At 40.0% G+C, this 18,795-nt stretch carries 20 protein-coding genes; 13 read left to right on the forward strand and 7 right to left on the reverse strand.

The features are described from left to right. The first annotated feature begins 7 nt into the window (after window positions 1-7). Complete coding sequence (locus ACXAC4_RS00350; protein WP_475158263.1) at window positions 8-1,114, forward strand: sensor histidine kinase; 1,107 nt, start codon at window positions 8-10, stop codon at window positions 1,112-1,114. Further along, on the forward strand, window positions 1,104-1,835 hold the full coding sequence (locus ACXAC4_RS00355; protein WP_475158264.1) for a LytR/AlgR family response regulator transcription factor: 732 nt from the start codon (window positions 1,104-1,106) through the stop codon (window positions 1,833-1,835). The genes ACXAC4_RS00350 and ACXAC4_RS00355 overlap by 11 nt, the downstream gene beginning before the upstream one ends. A gap of 208 nt (window positions 1,836-2,043) precedes the next feature. Here the strand turns inward: ACXAC4_RS00355 and ACXAC4_RS00360 are convergent, their stop codons facing one another. Both ACXAC4_RS00360 and ACXAC4_RS00365 read right to left on the reverse strand, forming a co-directional pair. Beyond that, the gene (locus ACXAC4_RS00360; protein ID WP_475158266.1) at window positions 2,044-2,307 is read right to left on the reverse strand and encodes a YheU family protein; all 264 of its coding nucleotides are present in this window, start codon (window positions 2,305-2,307) and stop codon (window positions 2,044-2,046) included. Beyond that, entirely contained in the window at window positions 2,308-3,285 is a 978-nt protein-coding gene (locus ACXAC4_RS00365) for a hydrolase (RefSeq protein WP_475158268.1), read from the reverse strand. A gap of 619 nt (window positions 3,286-3,904) precedes the next feature. Between ACXAC4_RS00365 and ACXAC4_RS00370 the strand changes: the two genes are divergently transcribed. The 10 genes from ACXAC4_RS00370 (at window position 3,905) to ACXAC4_RS00415 (ending at window position 14,286) form a co-directional block, all read left to right on the forward strand. Beyond that, window positions 3,905-4,501 carry an NAD(P)H-dependent oxidoreductase gene (locus ACXAC4_RS00370; RefSeq protein ID WP_475158269.1) on the forward strand — a complete coding sequence of 199 codons (597 nt, stop codon included), beginning with the start codon at window positions 3,905-3,907 and terminating at the stop codon, window positions 4,499-4,501. 23 nt (window positions 4,502-4,524) lie between these two features. Next, a complete protein-coding gene (locus tag ACXAC4_RS00375) occupies window positions 4,525-5,022 on the forward strand; it encodes a DUF2867 domain-containing protein (RefSeq protein ID WP_475158271.1) in 498 nt (165 codons plus the stop codon). A gap of 24 nt (window positions 5,023-5,046) precedes the next feature. Continuing rightward, complete coding sequence (locus ACXAC4_RS00380) at window positions 5,047-6,213, forward strand: AfsA-related hotdog domain-containing protein (RefSeq protein ID WP_475158272.1); 1,167 nt, start codon at window positions 5,047-5,049, stop codon at window positions 6,211-6,213. Further along, a complete protein-coding gene (locus tag ACXAC4_RS00385) occupies window positions 6,179-7,372 on the forward strand; it encodes an NADH:flavin oxidoreductase (RefSeq protein WP_475158273.1) in 1,194 nt (397 codons plus the stop codon). The genes ACXAC4_RS00380 and ACXAC4_RS00385 overlap by 35 nt, the downstream gene beginning before the upstream one ends. Window positions 7,373-7,380: 8 nt before the next feature. Then, window positions 7,381-8,154, forward strand: coding sequence for an SDR family NAD(P)-dependent oxidoreductase (locus ACXAC4_RS00390; RefSeq protein WP_475158275.1), 774 nt, complete (start codon window positions 7,381-7,383; stop codon window positions 8,152-8,154). Further along, window positions 8,138-8,911 (forward strand): SDR family NAD(P)-dependent oxidoreductase, encoded by a 774-nt coding sequence (locus tag ACXAC4_RS00395; RefSeq protein ID WP_475158276.1) that lies wholly within the window; start codon window positions 8,138-8,140, stop codon window positions 8,909-8,911. Before ACXAC4_RS00390 ends, ACXAC4_RS00395 begins: the two co-directional genes overlap by 17 nt. Before the next feature lie 23 nt (window positions 8,912-8,934). Continuing rightward, a complete protein-coding gene (locus tag ACXAC4_RS00400; RefSeq protein WP_130256542.1) occupies window positions 8,935-9,372 on the forward strand; it encodes a hypothetical protein in 438 nt (145 codons plus the stop codon). Window positions 9,373-9,715: 343 nt separating this feature from the next. Beyond that, window positions 9,716-12,259, forward strand: a complete 2,544-nt coding sequence (locus ACXAC4_RS00405; protein ID WP_475158279.1) for an efflux RND transporter permease subunit — start codon at window positions 9,716-9,718, stop codon at window positions 12,257-12,259. After that, on the forward strand, window positions 12,256-13,062 hold the full coding sequence (locus tag ACXAC4_RS00410) for an outer membrane lipoprotein-sorting protein (RefSeq protein WP_475158280.1): 807 nt from the start codon (window positions 12,256-12,258) through the stop codon (window positions 13,060-13,062). The genes ACXAC4_RS00405 and ACXAC4_RS00410 overlap by 4 nt, the downstream gene beginning before the upstream one ends. Then, window positions 13,063-14,286, forward strand: coding sequence for a DUF1302 family protein (locus ACXAC4_RS00415; RefSeq protein ID WP_475158282.1), 1,224 nt, complete (start codon window positions 13,063-13,065; stop codon window positions 14,284-14,286). Between the two features lie 137 nt (window positions 14,287-14,423). Here the strand turns inward: ACXAC4_RS00415 and ACXAC4_RS00420 are convergent, their stop codons facing one another. From ACXAC4_RS00420 to ACXAC4_RS00430, 3 genes are all read right to left on the reverse strand, one after another. Next, entirely contained in the window at window positions 14,424-14,564 is a 141-nt protein-coding gene (locus ACXAC4_RS00420; protein WP_083496476.1) for a DUF3149 domain-containing protein, read from the reverse strand. Between the two features lie 134 nt (window positions 14,565-14,698). Beyond that, window positions 14,699-15,145: a TIGR02444 family protein gene (locus tag ACXAC4_RS00425; RefSeq protein ID WP_475158284.1), complete on the reverse strand. Its 447-nt coding sequence runs from the start codon at window positions 15,143-15,145 to the stop codon at window positions 14,699-14,701. Next, entirely contained in the window at window positions 15,145-17,061 is a 1,917-nt protein-coding gene (locus ACXAC4_RS00430; RefSeq protein ID WP_475158286.1) for an ATP-binding cassette domain-containing protein, read from the reverse strand. The genes ACXAC4_RS00425 and ACXAC4_RS00430 overlap by 1 nt, the downstream gene beginning before the upstream one ends. Window positions 17,062-17,236: 175 nt before the next feature. Between ACXAC4_RS00430 and ACXAC4_RS00435 the strand changes: the two genes are divergently transcribed. Beyond that, the gene (locus tag ACXAC4_RS00435) at window positions 17,237-17,437 is read left to right on the forward strand and encodes a YheV family putative zinc ribbon protein (protein WP_058028474.1); all 201 of its coding nucleotides are present in this window, start codon (window positions 17,237-17,239) and stop codon (window positions 17,435-17,437) included. Between the two features lie 39 nt (window positions 17,438-17,476). On the opposite strand, the gene ACXAC4_RS00440 is transcribed toward ACXAC4_RS00435, so the two are convergent. Both ACXAC4_RS00440 and ACXAC4_RS00445 read right to left on the reverse strand, forming a co-directional pair. Continuing rightward, complete coding sequence (locus ACXAC4_RS00440) at window positions 17,477-17,689, reverse strand: SlyX family protein (protein ID WP_475158287.1); 213 nt, start codon at window positions 17,687-17,689, stop codon at window positions 17,477-17,479. Further along, complete coding sequence (locus ACXAC4_RS00445; RefSeq protein WP_475158289.1) at window positions 17,686-18,675, reverse strand: WD40 repeat domain-containing protein; 990 nt, start codon at window positions 18,673-18,675, stop codon at window positions 17,686-17,688. The genes ACXAC4_RS00440 and ACXAC4_RS00445 overlap by 4 nt, the downstream gene beginning before the upstream one ends. Between the last annotated feature and the right edge of the window lie 120 nt (window positions 18,676-18,795).

The following is an 18,795-nucleotide window of genomic DNA, read 5'->3' on the forward strand; positions in this document are numbered from 1 at the left end:
AATCATTATGGGTACAATTCATCGCGTCGAAGCAAGGAGTATTGTACCCATGAAGAAGTATTGGCTGTGCCAGTTAGCTGTTTTCGTTGTAATTTTGGCATTAAATAGCAGTATTTTGGCGACCATAGGTTTTAGTGAATTGACGAGTCAGCAGATAAGCTCCCTTTCTATCAGGGCGCTGCTTACATCAGGCTTTTTTATCTTGTTTAGTCACTTTGTTATCAGAAATGGCAGTCAATGGCTTGCTCGCAAACGCGGTATGAAGAGACCTACATTGGCACTTTTATTGGTAATGAGTGTTTTAGCAGCAGCACTGTATCATCTTTCTTATGAGTTTGTGGTTCAGACAATTGCTCCTTCAGCTTTACCCAGTGAAGAAGTGTCGATGCAAGTGCAGGGTAGCAAAATTGAATTTCACGAAAACAAGAGAATCGAGTGGGTAGCCATTTTTATCAAATGCTCAATGTATTGGCTTTGGTCTGGCTGTTATTTAGCTGTGATTGCTAGAAGAGAGAAGCGTATGTTAAAAACGCAGTTAAAAGAGCAGCAACTTGCCAGCTTACAAAATCAGATAAACCCACATTTTCTATTTAACTCGCTCAATACGATTCGCGGCATGATCTACCAAGACCAAGATAAAGCTGCAGAAATCGTCACGCAGCTTTCAGAGTTGTTCAGGTATAACCTGACAACAGACTTACGGACACATGTCAGCGTTGAGGATGAGTGGCAAATTTGTGAAAACTACCTGGCTATTGAACAAGTGAGATTTGGTGAACGCCTCAAAGTACACTTTGATTGCCCACAGAATCTACTTAAAGCAACCTTGCCCAGCATGTCTCTACTTACGCTCGTTGAAAATGCGGTGAAGCATGGTATTGCCCATCTTCCTAACGGAGGGGAACTGAAAATTCATGTGTCAGAGCGTGAAGGCAAAGTGCAAGTACAAGTCATTAATCCTTTTGATGAAACTAGGGTTAAAAGTGGCACCCAGTTGGGGCTGGTAAACATTCAATCTCGATTAGAGCTTATGTTTGGGCAACAGGCAAAGCTGTTGATTTCACAAGAGCGTCAGGAATTTAAAGCCATCATGGAGGTGCCCCATGCAGCCTAAAGCAACAATTAAAGTACTCATCATTGACGATGAACCTTTGGCGCGTGCAGAGTTACTGCGTTTATTAAAAAAGCATAAGCAAATAGAAGTGCTGGGTGAAGCGCAAAATATTATCGAGGGAAAAGCCTTAGTCAATGACTTAGAACCAGATGCAATATTTTTAGATATTGAAATGCCGGGTGGCACAGGGCTTGAGCTCGCAGAGCAATTAAAAGGTGAAATTCCTATCGTCTTTTGTACAGCTTATAACGAGTTTGCCGTGGATGCTTTTTCGCTCAATGCCGTAGACTATTTACTAAAACCCGCAGCCCCTGCGCGGTTAGAAAAAGCCATTGAAAAGCTGACAAGTCTGCTATCAGAAATTGAAAGCACACAGCTTGAAGACGATTTTAAATTGATGGTGAAATTTGCTGACAAAATGAAAATCATCTTGTTGAGAGACATATTGCGTTTTGAAAGTGTCGGTAACCATGCGGCAATTTACACCGAATTTGGCAAGTCTTACATTCATAGTTCGCTGAGTAAAATAGAAGCAAAACTTGACCCTAGCGTGTACTTACGCGCAAGTCGCAGTGAAATAATTCGTTTGGATGCGGTGGTGCATCTAGAGGAGAGTATCAACTATGGGTTAACTGCGACCCTGAGTAATGGCTCAGAAGTCGATATATCTCGCCGCCAAGCTTCTGCGTTGAAAAAACAAATGAGCTTTGCAGCGTTTTAATACCAATCCTCTTAATTAAGCGGTCTATTTTGAGGCAAGAAAAACTAGTCGATAACGAGGCGGGAATTTTGCTATTTAGTTGTTCTAAATAAGAAGTTTTCAATGAAGTTAGCGTCAGTTTTAGTCCCTCAAAATGATTGAGTATTATTGAGGATTGGTATAATAAGTGTTTTATTGCTATCTGTAAGTGAGCTTAGATTGACACTGATTACGCGTAATCAGTGTCATAGCCTTGGGTATATTCTTCACTTTGCATGGCGTTGAATTGGGCTTTTGAGACGATATTGACCGACTCATGCAGTTCAGAGAACACAATAAGGGCTTCACCTGATTTGAGTTGGGCTTTCACTTGCGCCACTTTTGTTTCAGTGTTTACTTCAGCATCACCATAGTCGGTGCCTTCGCGATGTACATAATGTTCAATGAGATTATTTAGCGTATTTGGATCAAGTTGCTGATATGGAATGAGCATCTACTTCTGACCTTTAAGGAGCGATTGAAAATAATGGGGGACGGCTTTTTCAAGCCAAAACTCGGGTTTGAACGGGTTCTTACCGCCAATAAAGCCGACATGACCACCTTTTTTAGACACCGCCAAAGTGACTTTGTCGCTGACTTGTTCGGCTTTTGGCACTGCTTTGTGAGAGAGCATGGGGTCATCTTCGGCATGGATCAGCAAAGTGGGTGTCGCAATATGTTTTAAGAAAGGCTGAGCACTTGCTTGTGCATAATAATCTTCAGCGCCCTCAAAGCCATGTAGTGGTGCTGTTAATTGATCATCAAACTGCCACAAGTCGTTAATGTCGGCTAATTCTTGCTTGTTTAGCTTTATCGCTTCACCGATCTGCGGGTATTTTCTTGCGGATGACTTTTTTAAACGGTCCAACAAGTATTTTTGATATAAACCAAAGCAGCTTTTTCTGATCACCTGACACGAAGAAGAAAGATGATGGGGCGCTGAAACTACCGCAGCACCGCTGAGGTCACTTTGCTTACCTTGCTCACCTAAATATTTGGCAAGTACATTACCACCAAGAGAAAAGCCAACAGCAAACAAAGAGCTTGGGTTTAAACGTGCTCTTAATGTTTGAATTAAAAACTGTAAGTCACCGGTTTCTCCGCTGTGATAAGCACGCGGCAAACGGTTAGGTAAACGTGAGCAGTTTCTAAAGTGCATAAGTACAGTATCAAACCCTTGCTGAGTCAGGGCTTTGAGCATACCTTTGGCATAAAAGCTATCTAAGTTGCCTTCTAGGCCATGTAACACAATGGCAAGAGGCGAGTCTTTTTTTCCTGTTCGACTCCAGGCTAACTCTAAAAAATCACCGTCGGGCGTAGTAAGTTCTTCATACTCCACATTAACGCGCTGAAAAGGTCTAAAAAAACGGGGCAAGATAGTTTGTGCATGACGATTCGACATCCACCAAGCACTTTCAAACTGATAACTCATAATTCTTCTTATTTGCACTCTCGCAGGCAGTGTATCAGAGAGTCAAAACTCAATAAATAATTAAGCTTTTAGATTTAATGGCAACTAGCTATGAGGTTGTCTGATTCAGCATGAGATTTTTACAACCTCAAGCATGTTGGTCTGATGGATCTATATGTTTTAGGAGCAAGAGTGGGGGGCGTATGAGTATTTTTTTAATTTTAACTTCCCCATATTGAATACAGGGAGGTTTAATCTTAAAAGGTTATACTAAAGTAGTATACGCTGTTTTCTTAGTTTTTAGCTGAGATAATAATTTTATAAAGTGAAACTAAAATATTACCATTCCATAAATAAAAGATTTTCATCTTCTTTTATGTTTTGTTTTTCCTTTGATTTTGTTGTGTTTTTATTTTTGTTTTTTATTGTTCTTACTTTTAATTTGTTTTTTGTTTTCTGGTATTTTGTTATTTGCAACGCATCAATAATGACTTTTTTTTAGTATTGTTTTTATTGGTATTTGTTTTTTTTAAGCTTGGTTTGACAAGGTGTAAATGTTGCTCTTAATATCGCCGCATTAAATTTCAGGCTTTTTCTTAAGCCTGTTTATTAATTTTTTCATATTTTTAAGGAGATTTTTATGGAAAGAAAAATATTGGTTATATGTGGTCACCCAAACCTAAATGCATCACGTGTGAATTCGGCAATTTTAAAAGAAGTAAGTGAGCATGCTGTAACTGTACACAACCTAAGTGAGCATCATGAAAACTTCAACTTTGACGTTGAAAAAGAACAAAACTTACTTTTAAAACATGACCGTATTGTGTTCTTGTTTCCTCTATATTGGTATTCAACCCCAGCAATACTAAAAAAATGGTTTGATGATATTTTGCTTCCCGGCTTTGCTTATGCAAGAGGCGGAGATAAATTACTCAACAAAGAGTTTATGGTTGTTACTACTGTTGGCGCTATGGAGGAGGGCTATAGAGCCGGTGGTTTTAACCATTATACAATTGATGAACTGTTAAGGCCGATCCAGCAGTTAACTTATTATGTTAAAGCTAAGTATATTCCGCCATACCCTATCTATGAATCAGTTTTTATCTCGCCAGAAGATTTAAAACAAGCAGCGAAAAGTGCTACAAAATTTATTGTTTCTGATTATCAGGATCCGACTTTTAAGTATGAGCAAATGCTGCTTAAAGCTGAAGAAATGCAAATTGAGTTAATCAGTTAGGAAAATTTTAATAAGGCTTCTGTATGTACATCAGAGATAAAAAAACCTCATTTGCATTAGTCGCTGATAAAGCTGAGCTAGATTATTTTCATCAGGCCTCAGTGAAGGATTGTGCTTCGGCAACAGTCTATTCAGCTTACTGTAAGATGACCAACGATTGCCCTGCTTGGCTCCAAGCTGCTTTTTGGTTGAGAGACAAAATGAGTGCTTTGGCTAACGTTGAAAATATAAAGGGTTTTCATAATAAAAAACCCGACTCTCCACCGAAAGCTGGAGAAAAGCTAGATTTCTTTGATGTGGTAGAAATATCTGAGTATGAATTGATCCTCATGTCTAGTGATAGGCATTTAAGTGTATTAATTGCGATAAACATGCAGAGCAATGAAGGGACGAGCAAAAACTTAACAATTACAGCCAGTGTAAAAAATAAAAATTTTTTTGGTCATCTATATATGGTCCCAGTGAGGCCAGCTCATAGCTTTATTGTTAATAATATGCTCAAAAAAGTTAGTTTTAAATGATTTGTATAATTAAAGGAAATGATTATGAAAGATTTAGAATTGTCACCGAAAGTATTACATAAGGATCATGATGATGACATCCTTATTGACAGTGCCACACCTCTACTTCCTGCTTATATAACTATTGAGGAATTTGAAAGCTTGCCAGCTGAAAAAGAGAGTAGGGAAGTTTTTGATAAATATTATAACTTAGTTGGTAATGTTTACCTCTTGTCTTTTGTCCCTTATAAAATTTCTGAAAGTGAATTTAATGGTGGTGTTTTTTCAGGGTTTTATAATGAGGTTAAGGGTGAATTTATATTGTCAGCTCGATTTTTGCCTGTAACAGTTGTACGTATGCTCAATCGAGGTGAAAAGCCATTGAGCGAGTATTTGTTTGATAGGGAAAAAAGCCTAATCCTGCAGCGTTGGTTTAGTCAGCATCCAGATAACTATCTTGCGCCAGTCTTTAGTTATATTGCAAAAATAGATACTGAGAATTACTTTTTTTATCGAAAACCACATGAGCATGTTCCAGGGTTAATGTTGATCGAAATGGCTCGCCAAGCAATGTATCACTACGTATATAGTTGTAGTGGCTATGATCGTGGTGATGTGTCTATTTCAATGAATAACTTGGGGCTGTCATGTCAACAGTACGTGATTTCCTCTTATGAGTTAGAGTTGCTTGTTTGTCATCGTGAAAATCAATACAGAAATAAGCCGAAAACGGTTGATAAAATAGCGCGTTTTTATCAACGGGGTCATTTTGTTGGCTCTTTGACTCTTGCTGGTTCAGTGATTAATACACGCCTTTTTAAACGGTTAAGAAACTTATCATTCCCTCCAACTCACTGGTTTAAATTAGTTAATGAAAATACAAGCCAGGTTGTCGTTACGGACGTTACTGGTCGCTGTGCGTCTGTTGAACTGCAAAGTGTATCCACTGAAGGTGTGAGGCTGAATACTTCGCCATTTGACCACTACAGTCATGTAAATATATTGCTACCCAATGAGCCCAGTATAACCTTACCGCTTGCTGAGTATGGCAAACAATTTGATGATTTTATTGAACTAAAATTTGCAAAACTCACTAGTTCTCAGCGTAATGCATTGAGTGAATTCATAAAATGTAAAACGAAAATACAAGTTTATGAAACGCCAGCAGTAGCTCAAGATGGAAAAGCTGAACTTGCTCAGGCGAACGGGTAAGTATATGGCAAATGAGTATGACAGAGTTATTGAGCCGTTAGCACTGTCTAATACTATGATCTTAAAAAATCGGCTGTATTTTGCGCCAATGGGGATTGATGTAGCGGATAAAGATGGCACAGCCTCGCAAGAGTTTATCGACTTCTATTTAAACATTATTGCCGGCGGAGTGGGGATGGTTGTATTAGGAAATGCCTCAATACACCCTACAACTCGGTTACATGAGAAAGGTTTGTGTCTTCATAATGAAACACAAGCCAAGGCGTTGTCACCATTATTTATTGCAGGTAAAAAGCATGGCTGTAAAGTCGTCGTTCAGTTGCAACACTATGGCGCACAGGGAAGCATGTCTCTTACAGGTAAGCCGCTGCTATCACCAAGCGGCATCGCTTGTAAGCGTATGCAGGCAAAAGAGCATGACTATCAAGTCAGTACTATGTCACAAGAAGACATTAATTCAGTGAAACAGCAATTTGTGTTTGCCGCAGGACTTGCTAAACAAGCAGGAGCGGAGCTGGTGCAGCTGCAAGCTTCTAATGGATACTTATTAAGTAGCTTTTTATCACCATATACGAATCAGCGTACAGATAAATATGGGGGAAGTGAAGAGAGTCGTTTTCAACTACTCCTAGAGGTGATCCAAGAAATAAAAGCATCGCACCCTGAACTCGGTATATGCGTGCGATTAGGCATTGATGATGGTTTGGGTGAGGCTGGACAGCGACCAGAGTTGCTTTCGCCCTATATAAGAAAACTAGAAGCGTCAGGAATATATGCTCTGACTTTATCGGTCAGTATTGGCGAAACATTCTCAATGCTCGTTGATGCAACTGAAGAAGCAAAAATAAGGCTCGCTAGCGGTATAAGTGAGATCAGAAAGAATTGCACTATTCCACTTGGCTTTGCCGGTTTAATTGGCAGTTTAGAAGATGCAGTGAGAGTAAGGAATGAGCTTCAGGTGGATTTAGTAGGAATGACACGCGCATTGTTTGCAGATAATGAGTTGATTAATAAAAGTGTGTCAGGCCGAAAGAGTGATATCCACTTTTGCAAATTCGATGGACATTGCTTTCGGGATAAAAGTAACCCTCAAGCAGAGCGTGTTTACTGCTGTGTTAACCCTCAGTATTTACGCCCCTCAAATATAAATTACGAATAGGAAAATTTATGAGTTTTAAGGATAAAATTGTACTAATAACAGGTGGCACCCATGGTATAGGTTTGGCTATTGCTAAAGAGTTAACTGCTCAAGGTGCTCAAGTAATAGTAACCGGTCGTTCTGCGGCTAAAGCCGATCAGGCAATGACTGAATTAGGTCCCACAGCTACATTTATTCACTGCGATATTAGTAAAAAAGACAGCGTATCAAATTTATTTAAAAGAATTGTAGATGATTTTGGTGGTCTTGATTTGGCCGTTAATAATGCAGGAGTAACTTCTAAGCGTAACAATTTAGCAAATATAGATGTTGAAGATTGGCAAAATACAATTGATATCAACATCACAGGCACAATGCTTTGTTTAAAGCATCAGATCCCTCTTATTGCCCAAAAGCCTAAAGGCGCAGTTGTAAATGTGTCTTCATGTGCAGGGGTAACGCCTATACCAAATCAGGCTGCTTACAGTGTGTCTAAAGCAGCAGTAAATTGTTTAACGCAAGTTGCTGCGATTGAATTCGCTCAGGATTCAGAGCTTGGTTATGCGGTACGAATTAATGCCATTGCGCCTGGTCCCACACTAGGTGGTATGAATACACCTGAGCGTTTAGCAGCAAACCCGGTTGCGACAAAACAAAAACTGGCTGTGACAGCAATGAAGCGTATGGCCGAGCCCCAAGAAATTGTTGCTGCAACTCTGTTTTTATTAGGTGAGCAATCGTCCTATATTACTGGCAGTGTGTTAGATGTTGATGGGGGCTACAGTTGTGGAAAGTTCTCTTAAAAAGCAACTTTCTAATGTTGTTTTGATTACTGGATGTAGCAAGGGTATTGGGTACGAGTTAAGTCGTTATTATTTGCAGAATGGGTATACGGTTTGTGGCATCTCGAGAACAAAGCCTGATATTGAACACCCAAGCTTTTATTGGCAATACTGTGATTTAACACAGCATGAGGCTGTTCTCTGCGCGGTGTCAGAGCTATATGATCGTGTGAAAGGTGCCTCCTTAGAATTGTTATTCCTTAATGCTGGCACATTTGGAGATGCACCCAAAAAAGCACATACAGTAGATCTTGTGCAATTTAATAATGTATTTGCCATTAACGCCCTAGCAGTAAAGTCTACATTAGATGCGCTATTGCACATAGATTGGCGCCCTAAAATTGCTTTAGCTTCTGCCTCAATATCAAGTATTCGCCCTCGAGCCGGGATGCTAAGTTATGCCGTTTCCAAGGCCGCATTAAATTCAATAGTGAAAATCTATCAGCTAGAAAACCCTGATATCTTTTTCTTACCCCTAGGGCTTTGTAATGTCAAAACCAGCATATATCACGCTATCACTGACGGTGTATCTAGTGAGTTACCTGAGTTACTTGCTTTAAAGGAAAGAGCACAAGAGCCTGGTTATGTTATTTCAGCAAAGCAAAGAGCTGAAGACATGGCTAAGATCGTAGAGCGATTAGATGAATTGCAATTGGAAAAAGGCAATTTTTACGAAATTAGAACTTTGCTAAAAACTATGAATTTGGCTTCGGCCTAATAATATTAAAAGGAAAAATTAAGATGAGTGATTCTCTTGCTGTGAAAGGACATGCCCATTTGGGTAGTCATAAATATAATAAACTGGTTAAGTTTGGTGCAGTGTATGATCTGCTTGCAACCTCTTTATTAATGCTTCCCTTTCTTGTAGCGCCAATTCTTGGCGTCATTATGCAACTAGATAGTGCTATGGGCTTCAATAGTACTTTCAAGCCCCTTGATTCAACAAGTCTATTTCTTATCTGTTTGGGGGCTTGTTACGTCACCATTTGGGGGGTATTTCGTTTTCTAAATCCGAGTTATCAAGTAGGTCGTTTAGATGCAATTTTACGTTTTACGGTCGCTATCATTCAGATTATTTGTGTGGGTATGGGAGCAACACCTATCTTGCTTGGCATTACCGCAGTATTAATTACCCTAGGATTAGTTCAGTGGTTTATGGCTGAGAGTCTCAGCGATTAAAACATGGGTAACAGGTATTCTGTGAAATAAAGATATTGTTCGGATTACGCAGAAATCAGTCATAGTGAAACTGTCCTTACCATTTATTGTATGAGTGCTTGACAGGAAAATAGGCTTTTTAAAATTTAGCTTTCTATAAAGAGGTGCTGAATTTATCAAAATAATCAGTGCTTTATGTGATGGCTTTACGTATGAAAATATATTTTCCAAAGCTATAGCCAGAGCAAAAGTCAGCTCTGCTTCACTATTCCATGTCATTTTTCAACTCATACATACCTGAAAGCATCGGTTTAATGCCTTGTAAAATGCTTTTACTACATTTAAATAATTAACAGGAATTAAAATGAGCTCTTGGAGAGAGGGATTTATATCATTTCTACTTAAGCGATGGTGGTTGCCGTTGCTGTCTTTATTGGTCATCACGGGCTTTATGCTAACTCAATTGGTAACACTGAAGACTAATGCCACACCATATTTTTTGGGTGCGGAACATCCAAGCATGCAAGCCGATAGATATGTAAAAAAACACTTTACGAGTAGCGGCGAATCACTATTTATCTCAGTTATCAATAAGCAAAGCGATTTGTTTCAAGAAAAGCCGTTGAACGAAGTTTACCAAATACACCATCAACTTCTAAAGGTAACTTTAACAGAGCAATCAGATTTACAACGATTGAGCCAATTTGGGATTGATCAAAAAGCACAATCATTAATTGAGCGAATCAAACAAGGTGGTATCACTACGACGGACTTCGATTCAGTAAATAGCTTAATTAATCATTTAAATTCAGAGCACATAGATTATGACGGCAAGCTTTGGTTACAAGACTTTTTAATCAGAGTAAGACCGGTGAAAAAAATCAGAAGCATAGTCAGCGTCGAAAGTATTACAAGTTCAGACGATATGATCGACATTCATCCGATGATGTTTTCTGTGCCTAAAACAGAAGTGGAGCTAAAAGCATTAAAACATGAAGCACTATCTAACCCTATATTAATGGGAGCACTCTTTGAGCCAACTGGTCAAGCGACCAATATGCAAGTTGAGCTTCTGATCCCTGAAAGTGATGCACCAAATATGCAAAAGTTTTATTTAAGTGCGCTCAATGTGATTGAACAACTTCAAAGTGAAAATAGCTACCATTTGGGTGGACCTCCAGTTGTAACAAGTCAGCAAGCGTTGTCTATGAAACAAGATAGTGACCGCCTATTTCCTGCCGTAATCTTAGTGGTCATGGTGATATTGTTTTTAATGTTTAAAAGCCCAAGAGGTGTCATTCTACCACTGACAGTTGCAATATTAAGTGTTATTTGGACACTGGGTTTGATGGCATTTTTAGGGGTGAAGCAAAACATAGTTTCTACTATGTTACCTGTATTTCTTATTTCGATAGGGGTTGCCGATACTATACATGTGCTAACAGAGTTCAACCATGAGGCTAAATCAAAACCAAGAAAACAAGCCGTTTTTGATACTTTGAAATCGCTTTGGACGCCGATGCTAATTACAACTTTAACAACGGCTGTTGGTTTTTTATCTTTAATGAGTACAGATATAGTTTTTATTAAAGAGTTTGGTTTATTTGTAGCGATAGGTGTGATTTTTGCCTTAATAATTACGGTGCTTTTATTGCCCCCAGTTCTGTTAAAGCTCGCAAAAACAAAGTCGATTGACACGAATGTTAGTCAATTTGAGCAAGAAAGCAGATCGGAGCGTTGTATTTTAGTAGTAAACAGGCTTATTGCTGAGCGCAAAAAGTCTTTTTTACTTGTTATAACGATGTTGGTGGTTGGGTGTGGATTCTCACTTTCTCAATTAAGTATTGATAATAAAGCAATCAAATACTTTGATGAAGAGAGCCAAGTTCGAATTGATGATGAAATCATAAATCAGTATTTTGCTGGCTCGATGGTGTTTAGCTTAACACTAAAATCGAATCAACCAGATACCTTTAAACAGGCTGAGAATTTAAGAAAAATAGAACAGATTCAGCATCGTTTGGCCGAGCACGCTGACGTAGGCTTTTCTTATTCAGCAGTCGACTTTATAAAACTCTTAAATCAAAGGTTAAACGAAGACAACATAGATGAGTTTAAATTGCCAATTGATGAGGGGTACTTAGTCGGTCAATATTTCTTTTTATATGAAAGTAGTGATGGACGAGGCGTATTTGATACTGTTGATCCTACTTACCAAACGGCTCGCATCATTGTTTTTAATCATTCAGATCAGTCTACGGTTGTAGAAAAAACACTTAATGATGTTTTGTTGTTTGCACAGACTATCCTACCTGAAAATATTGAGATCGAAGCCAGTGGATTTGGTGAGTTATTAGTTTCAACTAAAAATGAAGTGATCTATGGACAAATTACGAGCCTAAGTATGTCTTTATTAGGTGTTGTGATATTACTGAGTATCATGTTTAAGTCTTTTAAATTCGGTGTGTTAGGCGCAGTTCCATTGAGTTTGACAGTTTATTTCAACTTTTCAATTATGCCTCTTATCGGAATGGATCTTGATATTGGAACAGCCTTGGTTGCTGCGATCGCGATAGGGGTAGGTGTGGACTACGCGATTCATTTTATTAGTCGGTTTTTACAGCATAAAAATATGGGCAGTAGTACAGAGAGCGCCATAGAAGCGGCTTTAAAAGCGGTATTCAGGCCTATCATATTCAACACATTTGTCTTGAGTTTAGGCTTTTCGGTATTGGGCTTTTCGACATTCGCAGCCTTAGCGAACTTAGGGTATCTGGTTGCGATGACAATGCTGCTTTCTGCCATTGCGACGTTATTTATCCTACCAACTTTAGTGCGCTTATTATCTGAAAAATACTTAACCATACCAAAAACAACACAACTTAATTTAGAAGGATTTTCAAAATGAAGTTCAATTATTCGATAGGAATATTTTTTATATTGAGCAGTCTTATTTCGTCACACACTGTCAATGCTCAAAATAATGACACAAAGGCATATGAAATTTTAGAGGCTGTAAAGTTTAGGGACGACGGGCAGACTCGACAATCTAGATTCAGTATGACACTAACGAGTAAGAGCGGTTTTAAGCGTTCTCGTGAAATCACATTATTGGAGCAAGATGAAGGCGCAGATTTAAAGTCACTGATCTATATCCATAAGCCAGCTGAGGTGCAAGGGACAGGAGTGATGTTACATGCTTACGATGAAACATCAGCAAAGCAAGACGATATCTGGCTATACATTCCAGCGATGAGAAAGACCAAAAGGTTGTCTGCGAAGAATAAGCGTGGCCGCTTTGTGAGTAGTGAACTGACATATGCTGATCTAGAGCGTCTTCAGTTACAAGACTTTACTTTTAAAGTTGAAGGTGAAGAACAGCTAGATGGCATTAAGGTTACGAAAATCTCAGGCCAAATTGCGAATGATGAGGCAAAGTTTAAAACGGGCTATAGCAAAAAAGTTCTTTGGGTTGATACCCAAAGGCATATCTTACTTAAAGAAGTTTACTATGACGAGCACGGGTTGTTATTAAAAACACGGGTTGCAAACTCAATTAAACAGATTGAAAGTTTTTGGACAATCACTCATTTGACAGTCAATAATCACCAAACGGGTGATAAGACGGAGTTGGTGCTTGATGATATTAAGTATAATAAGTCATTTTCCAACTCCCAATTTAGCTTAGTTAGTCTGAAGAGAGGTTTGTAGATGAACCTCTTCAAGCTATTTGCAGCTTCGGCGTTGCTATCTGGCAGCGCTTTTGCTGAGATTGAGCGAACGGAAATTTACTATCAAATTGCAGCTGGAACGGAAAAGTCGGGTGTCGCATCTGAAAAGTATTTTGCAAAGCTTGCTTGGGGAACAGCAGTACATGATAAATGTCTCGCTGAAGTTGAGTTGAGAGCTCAAAAGCTACTTCAACGTAGTAATACCAATCAAAAAGTTGCTGGGTACGTCAGTGATGAGGACCTTGATATACGTAATGCAACTGTAAATTGTATGTTTGATGACTGGGAGTTAGTCTTAGGCAAGCAGCAAGTTACTTGGGGGCAAAGCGATTATTTCAGAGTTTTAGATACGATTAACCCACTGGATACTCGAGAGCATTTACTTGCTTATATGGACGATTTAGAAGAGGCAAGATTGCCTCTAACCATGTTAAATTTGTCCAGAATTCTAGAAGACGGAGATTTTCAGTTTCTTATAATTCCCGATGTTCAAAGCACTCTTTTACCAATAAATGGGAGTGAGTTTGACAATCTATCCATATCTGGGATTGAAAATAACTTCAATCTACCAAATGACTTTACATTAAAGAACACAAGCTTAGCCTCTAGGTTAAGGGTTTTTTTGGGGGAATGGGATGTAGGGTTATATAGTTACTATGGATGGGACTTTGACCCTAAACCTGAGCAATTGAATGAGTCTAATGAGGCTCTTACCCTTTATCGAAAAAAGTTATTTGGCGTTTCACTTTCAAGACCTTTAGGTGTGTGGGTTTTCCGTTCGGATATTGCTTGGCAGCCCGACTCTCAAGTTTCATCTTCCCAAGGTACATTGGAAGTAGATAGATTGAGTATGCTGGCAGGTTTTGATTATGCTTTGGATACATTGAGTTTTAGTTTTCAATACGCAAACTTTCATCAATTGAATGCAGCTAAAAACCATGCGATTAATCGGCGTTATGAACAAGGTTCTGTGTCTGTTTCAAAGTACTTTTTGGCCGAGAGATTGTTTATTCAGAATGATTTGATCTTAGAGAAGCATAGGGGCAAATTGAGTCAGTTGAACAAATTTAATATCGCTTATAAGCTGCGTGAAAATATGGGCATTAGTGGTGGTTTGATAAATTACTTTGGTAGTAAAAATTCGGCTTTAGGGCAGTTCAAAAACAATAGCCGAATTTACTTTAAACTAGATTTTATTTTCTAGTTTGGTATTTGCCACAAATAAAAAGCACCCGACTAACTAGGTTAGTAAGGTGCTTTGTGCGTCGTGCTTAATTCGTCTCTATCGGGGAACAAATGCCTTTATTTAAAGTGGGTCAAAGGCAAGACCACAAAAAAATGTTATTCAGGAGCTTCTGACTCGTTAATCTTCTTCATGAAGTAATAAACGTAGTAAGCGCATAGCACAATCACTGTGCCCAAGATACCAAATGAAAGAAACAACACTGGGTCGCTAAAAAAATCTCTAAAGAATACGTTCATGGCCTTGGCCTCCTAATCACTCGATGAAGTAATCATAGGTGAGGGATGGTGGGCTTGATATGATCGAGATCAAGTTTGTTTTCTGGTCAGCTGGGCTTAGGTTCAGAGCTTGATCTTGATCATGCTTTTCGTCGCTAAAGGCACTGGAAAAGGCGTTTTTTATCTTGCTCAGATAAATAAAGAGCTAGGTTGTCAGCATCGCTGTTAACGCTGATTGAACTCGGTAGCGCGTCTAATAATAAGCTTTGCTGTAATTTTTCAAGGGCTAACTCATTTTCGAGCAATTGTTTGCGAATAACCGCATAGTCAGTGCGGTGCGAATGGTGTGTTTTAAGATTTTGTCGGGTTAAGCGATGCGGGTTCAATAATTGAGCATCACTGAGCGCAGCGGCATTGTTGAGCGCTGAAAACTGAGTCGGTGTTAGTTGTAGTTTTAGACTGTCGAGGAATAACAGTAATAAGCATACGTTTACGTTTTTTTGCTGCTCGTCTTGTAGCTCGAGCAGCAAAGGTTGCACGCCATTTTTACTATATATATCGCATGCAAATTGCCACAATGTGTCGGGCGTGAGTTTAGACATTAGGCGAGACTTGCCTCAAATTCAGCTTGTTTTTCTTCCATCTCTTCAAGCGCCATTAATAAGTCTTCTTCTATTTGGTTCACTTTTGGCGTTAACTCAGCTTGTTTGTTAAGCAGCTCGGTGAGCTTGGCTTTGTTTTCATCGCTATATAAATCGTTGTCGCCCAGCTGGTTTTCAACATCAGATAACTGCTCTGAAAACTTGTCTAGTTGCTTTTCAAGCTTATCGATTTCTTTCTTCAAAGGTTGAACTGACTTTCTGAACTCGGCTTCAAGGCGTTTCACTTCTTTACGGTTACTGCTTGAATGCGCTTTTACTTCGACTTGCTCTTTTTTGCTATCGGCTTTATTGGCATTCAGTAACCATTGATAGTACTCATCTAAATCATAGCCAAATTGCGATACGCTGCCGTTATCTACCAGATAAAATTCATCGGCGGTATTTTTTAGCATGTGTCTATCGTGCGATACCGTCACCATCGCGCCTTCAAAGCCCTGTAGCGCCATAACGAGGGCATGACGCATTTCTAGGTCTAAGTGGTTGGTTGGTTCATCCAGTAAAAGTAAGTTTGGCTTTTGGAATACCAGCATAGCTAGAACTAAACGGGCTTTTTCCCCTCCAGAAAACGGGGCAACCGGTTCTAGAGCGCGATCACCGTTAAAGGCAAAGCCACCTAAGAAGTCACGTAGAGACTGCTCCGGTGCATCGGGTGCAAGACGTTGTAAATGTGTCACAGCGCTCGCTTGTAAATCTAGTGATTCGAGCTGATGCTGCGCGAAGTAACCAATTTTTAATCCTTGATGCTGAAAGACTTCGCCAGATTGCGGCTGCAATTCGCCCGCAAGCAACTTGATAAGGGTTGATTTACCCGCACCATTGCGACCAAGTAGTGCAATGCGACTGCCTGGCACTAGGTTAAGCTTAATTTGATGCAAGATCGTGATGTCGCCATAGCCTGCTTGCGCGTTATCTAGCGTCATCAATGGGTTTGGAAGTGCACTAGGCTCGGCAAATTCAAAATCGAATGGCGAATCAGCATGTGCCGGGGCAAGCTTTTCCATACGCTCTAGGGCTTTAACACGGCTCTGTGCTTGTTTTGCTTTACTGGCTTTGGCTTTAAAGCGAGTTATGAACTTTTCTAAATGAGCAATTTGCTCTTGTTGCTTGTCGAACAAAGCTTGTTGCTGTGCCATGCGCTCTGCTTTTTGACGTTCAAACTGAGAGTAATGGCCTTTATAAACATTAATAAGGTTACGGTCGATATGCCAAATTTGGTCTACCACGGCATCTAAAAACTCGCGGTCGTGAGAGATCAGCACCAATGTACCGGTATATGCTCGTAAAAAGCGTTCTAACCAGTAAACTGCATCTAGGTCTAAGTGGTTGGTAGGCTCATCGAGTAGGAGTAAATCTGCGTCGCGAATGAGTGCTTGAGCGAGGTTTAAGCGCATACGCCACCCACCTGAAAAGGCACTCACTGGGTTATCGATTTGCTCGTTGCTGAATCCAAGACCGTGTAATAGTTCACCGGCTTTGGCCTCAATGCTGTAGCCTTTTAGGTGCTCAATTTGTTGGTGTATTTGCGCTTGTTTTGCGCCGTCATCGCTCGCTTCTGCATCACGCAGTGCAATGCGGCAGGCGTAATATTCAGGATGACCTTGCAGTACATAATCAAGAGCACTGATCTCAAGCGCTGGGGTTTCTTGTTTTACTGAGGCAATTGACCAATCTTTTGGAAATTGAAACTCACCCGAATCTAACTGTAGTTCGCCCTTTAACAATGCAAACAAAGATGATTTACCACAGCCGTTGGCGCCGACAAGGCCGACTTTGTGCTCTGGAAAAAGTGTTGCACTGGCGTTTTTAAGTAGGGTTTTGCCACCGCGAAGTAGCTCGATATCTGACAGTTGGATCATAGTGTTACAGCAACAATAAATAATGCGGCTATCATAGCATGAAGTGCTTTGTTGGGCTCAACTCTATCTTCCACTTGAAGGTCGGTATTATTTCTGCAAACAGAGTGAACGTGTTTCGTATAAATCGGGTATTGAGATAGAATAGGGCATAACTTAATCGCGGGTCGAGTAGAAGATGAAACAGAAGAAACGCTTTATCGCTGGGGCAGTATGTCCTGAGTGTAATAAGCAAGATGTCATGATGCTATATAAAGAGCATGATGTAGAAAAAGTAGAATGTGTTGAATGTGGTCATAAGATGACGCAACCAAAAGATGCGGTGCAAGCATCAACACGCCAATTTGAGCAAGTAATTGGTGTATTTAAGCCAGAGTAACACCGGCTTAAACGTATTTATTATTAATCAGGTACTCGGTTAGTAATGCGGCGGTAGTGGCTCTTGATGTTGAGGCATTAACCCACTGTCACCCCCTTCTTTAATTTTTTGCGCTAATAATTCTAACTGGCGCTGCATTTTTGCTAAATGCTTTTGATGGGTGCGAAGCTCATCGTTAAGTGTTTCGATGGTATCGTCCTGAAAAGCAATTTTTGCTTCTAACTCCATCACGCGGTTTTCTAATTCTGTCATTGTGTATCCAAATCGGTAAATATTTCTAGTAAACCACTTGAGCTCTCTGTGGTTAAACTGCGCTCGTTATCAGTAAAAGCAACATCAAATACCACCGCTGATTTAGGGCGGCTGCCTTCTCTTGGTTTTACTAAAAAGGTGTCTAGTTGCTGGCCGTCATTCACCCGCCAAAGCGATAATTCGCGATTCGGAGAGCCTGTGGCAATAAGTGATGCATCTTCATTGAAGCGAACGGCGCTAAAGATTTTCTGGCGAGCAATATACTGCAATTGTGATACGAGATCACCTGAAGTGAGTTGCCAGACACTGGCTTTTTTTAAACTGTCGGCGGTAAACGCATATTGACCACTGGCATCTAAGGCGACTTTAGTGACGCGACTGGGATGATTAAAACGGTGGAGTACTTGCCCAGTTTTAGTGTCCCAAAAATAGGCGGTGTAATCATTACCGCCGCTTAACGCGAAATGACCGTTAGGTGATAACGCAATACTATTGATTTTTTCTTGATGACCGAGGAACTCTAAGCGTCTACCGTTGACTAAGTCGAGATGGACAATGACATTATCACTGCGACCATACATTACATAGCGGCCTTGATTGCTAATTGAGATATCGCGGATCGTGGCAGTTTTTATTTGGTAATAGCCTTGGTTTTTACCGGTTTGAATATTCCAAACGGCAAATGTATCGTTGGCGGCAGTCACAGCAAAGCTGTTGTCATAGGCGATGGCGAGTGAATGCACTAGGTTTTCGGGATCTACAGAATGCTGCCATTGGTATTTTAAGCCATGACTTTGATTGTCCCATAGGCTAACGCCATGCTCGACCGATGAAATCAAAGAGTATCGACCGTCTGCAGAGATAGCGGCTGCAAACGAGCCTCGCACAGCATGCTCTACGGTATGTGACGCTTGTTTTGCTGAAGGAGTACACGCCAGCAGCAAGGTGCAGATTGCAGTAGTAAGAAAGAGTCGAATACTTTGCATAGTTTAGGCTTTTTCCCTTAACGCTCTGTTTCACAAAGGGTACACTTGCGCTCATGTCCATATAATGGCGCTTTTTATTGATAGTAGCGCATCAAAGCCGGAAAGTCGCGTTGTGAAGCT

It is taken from the genome of Pseudoalteromonas sp. AWM4_233, assembly GCF_056158285.1.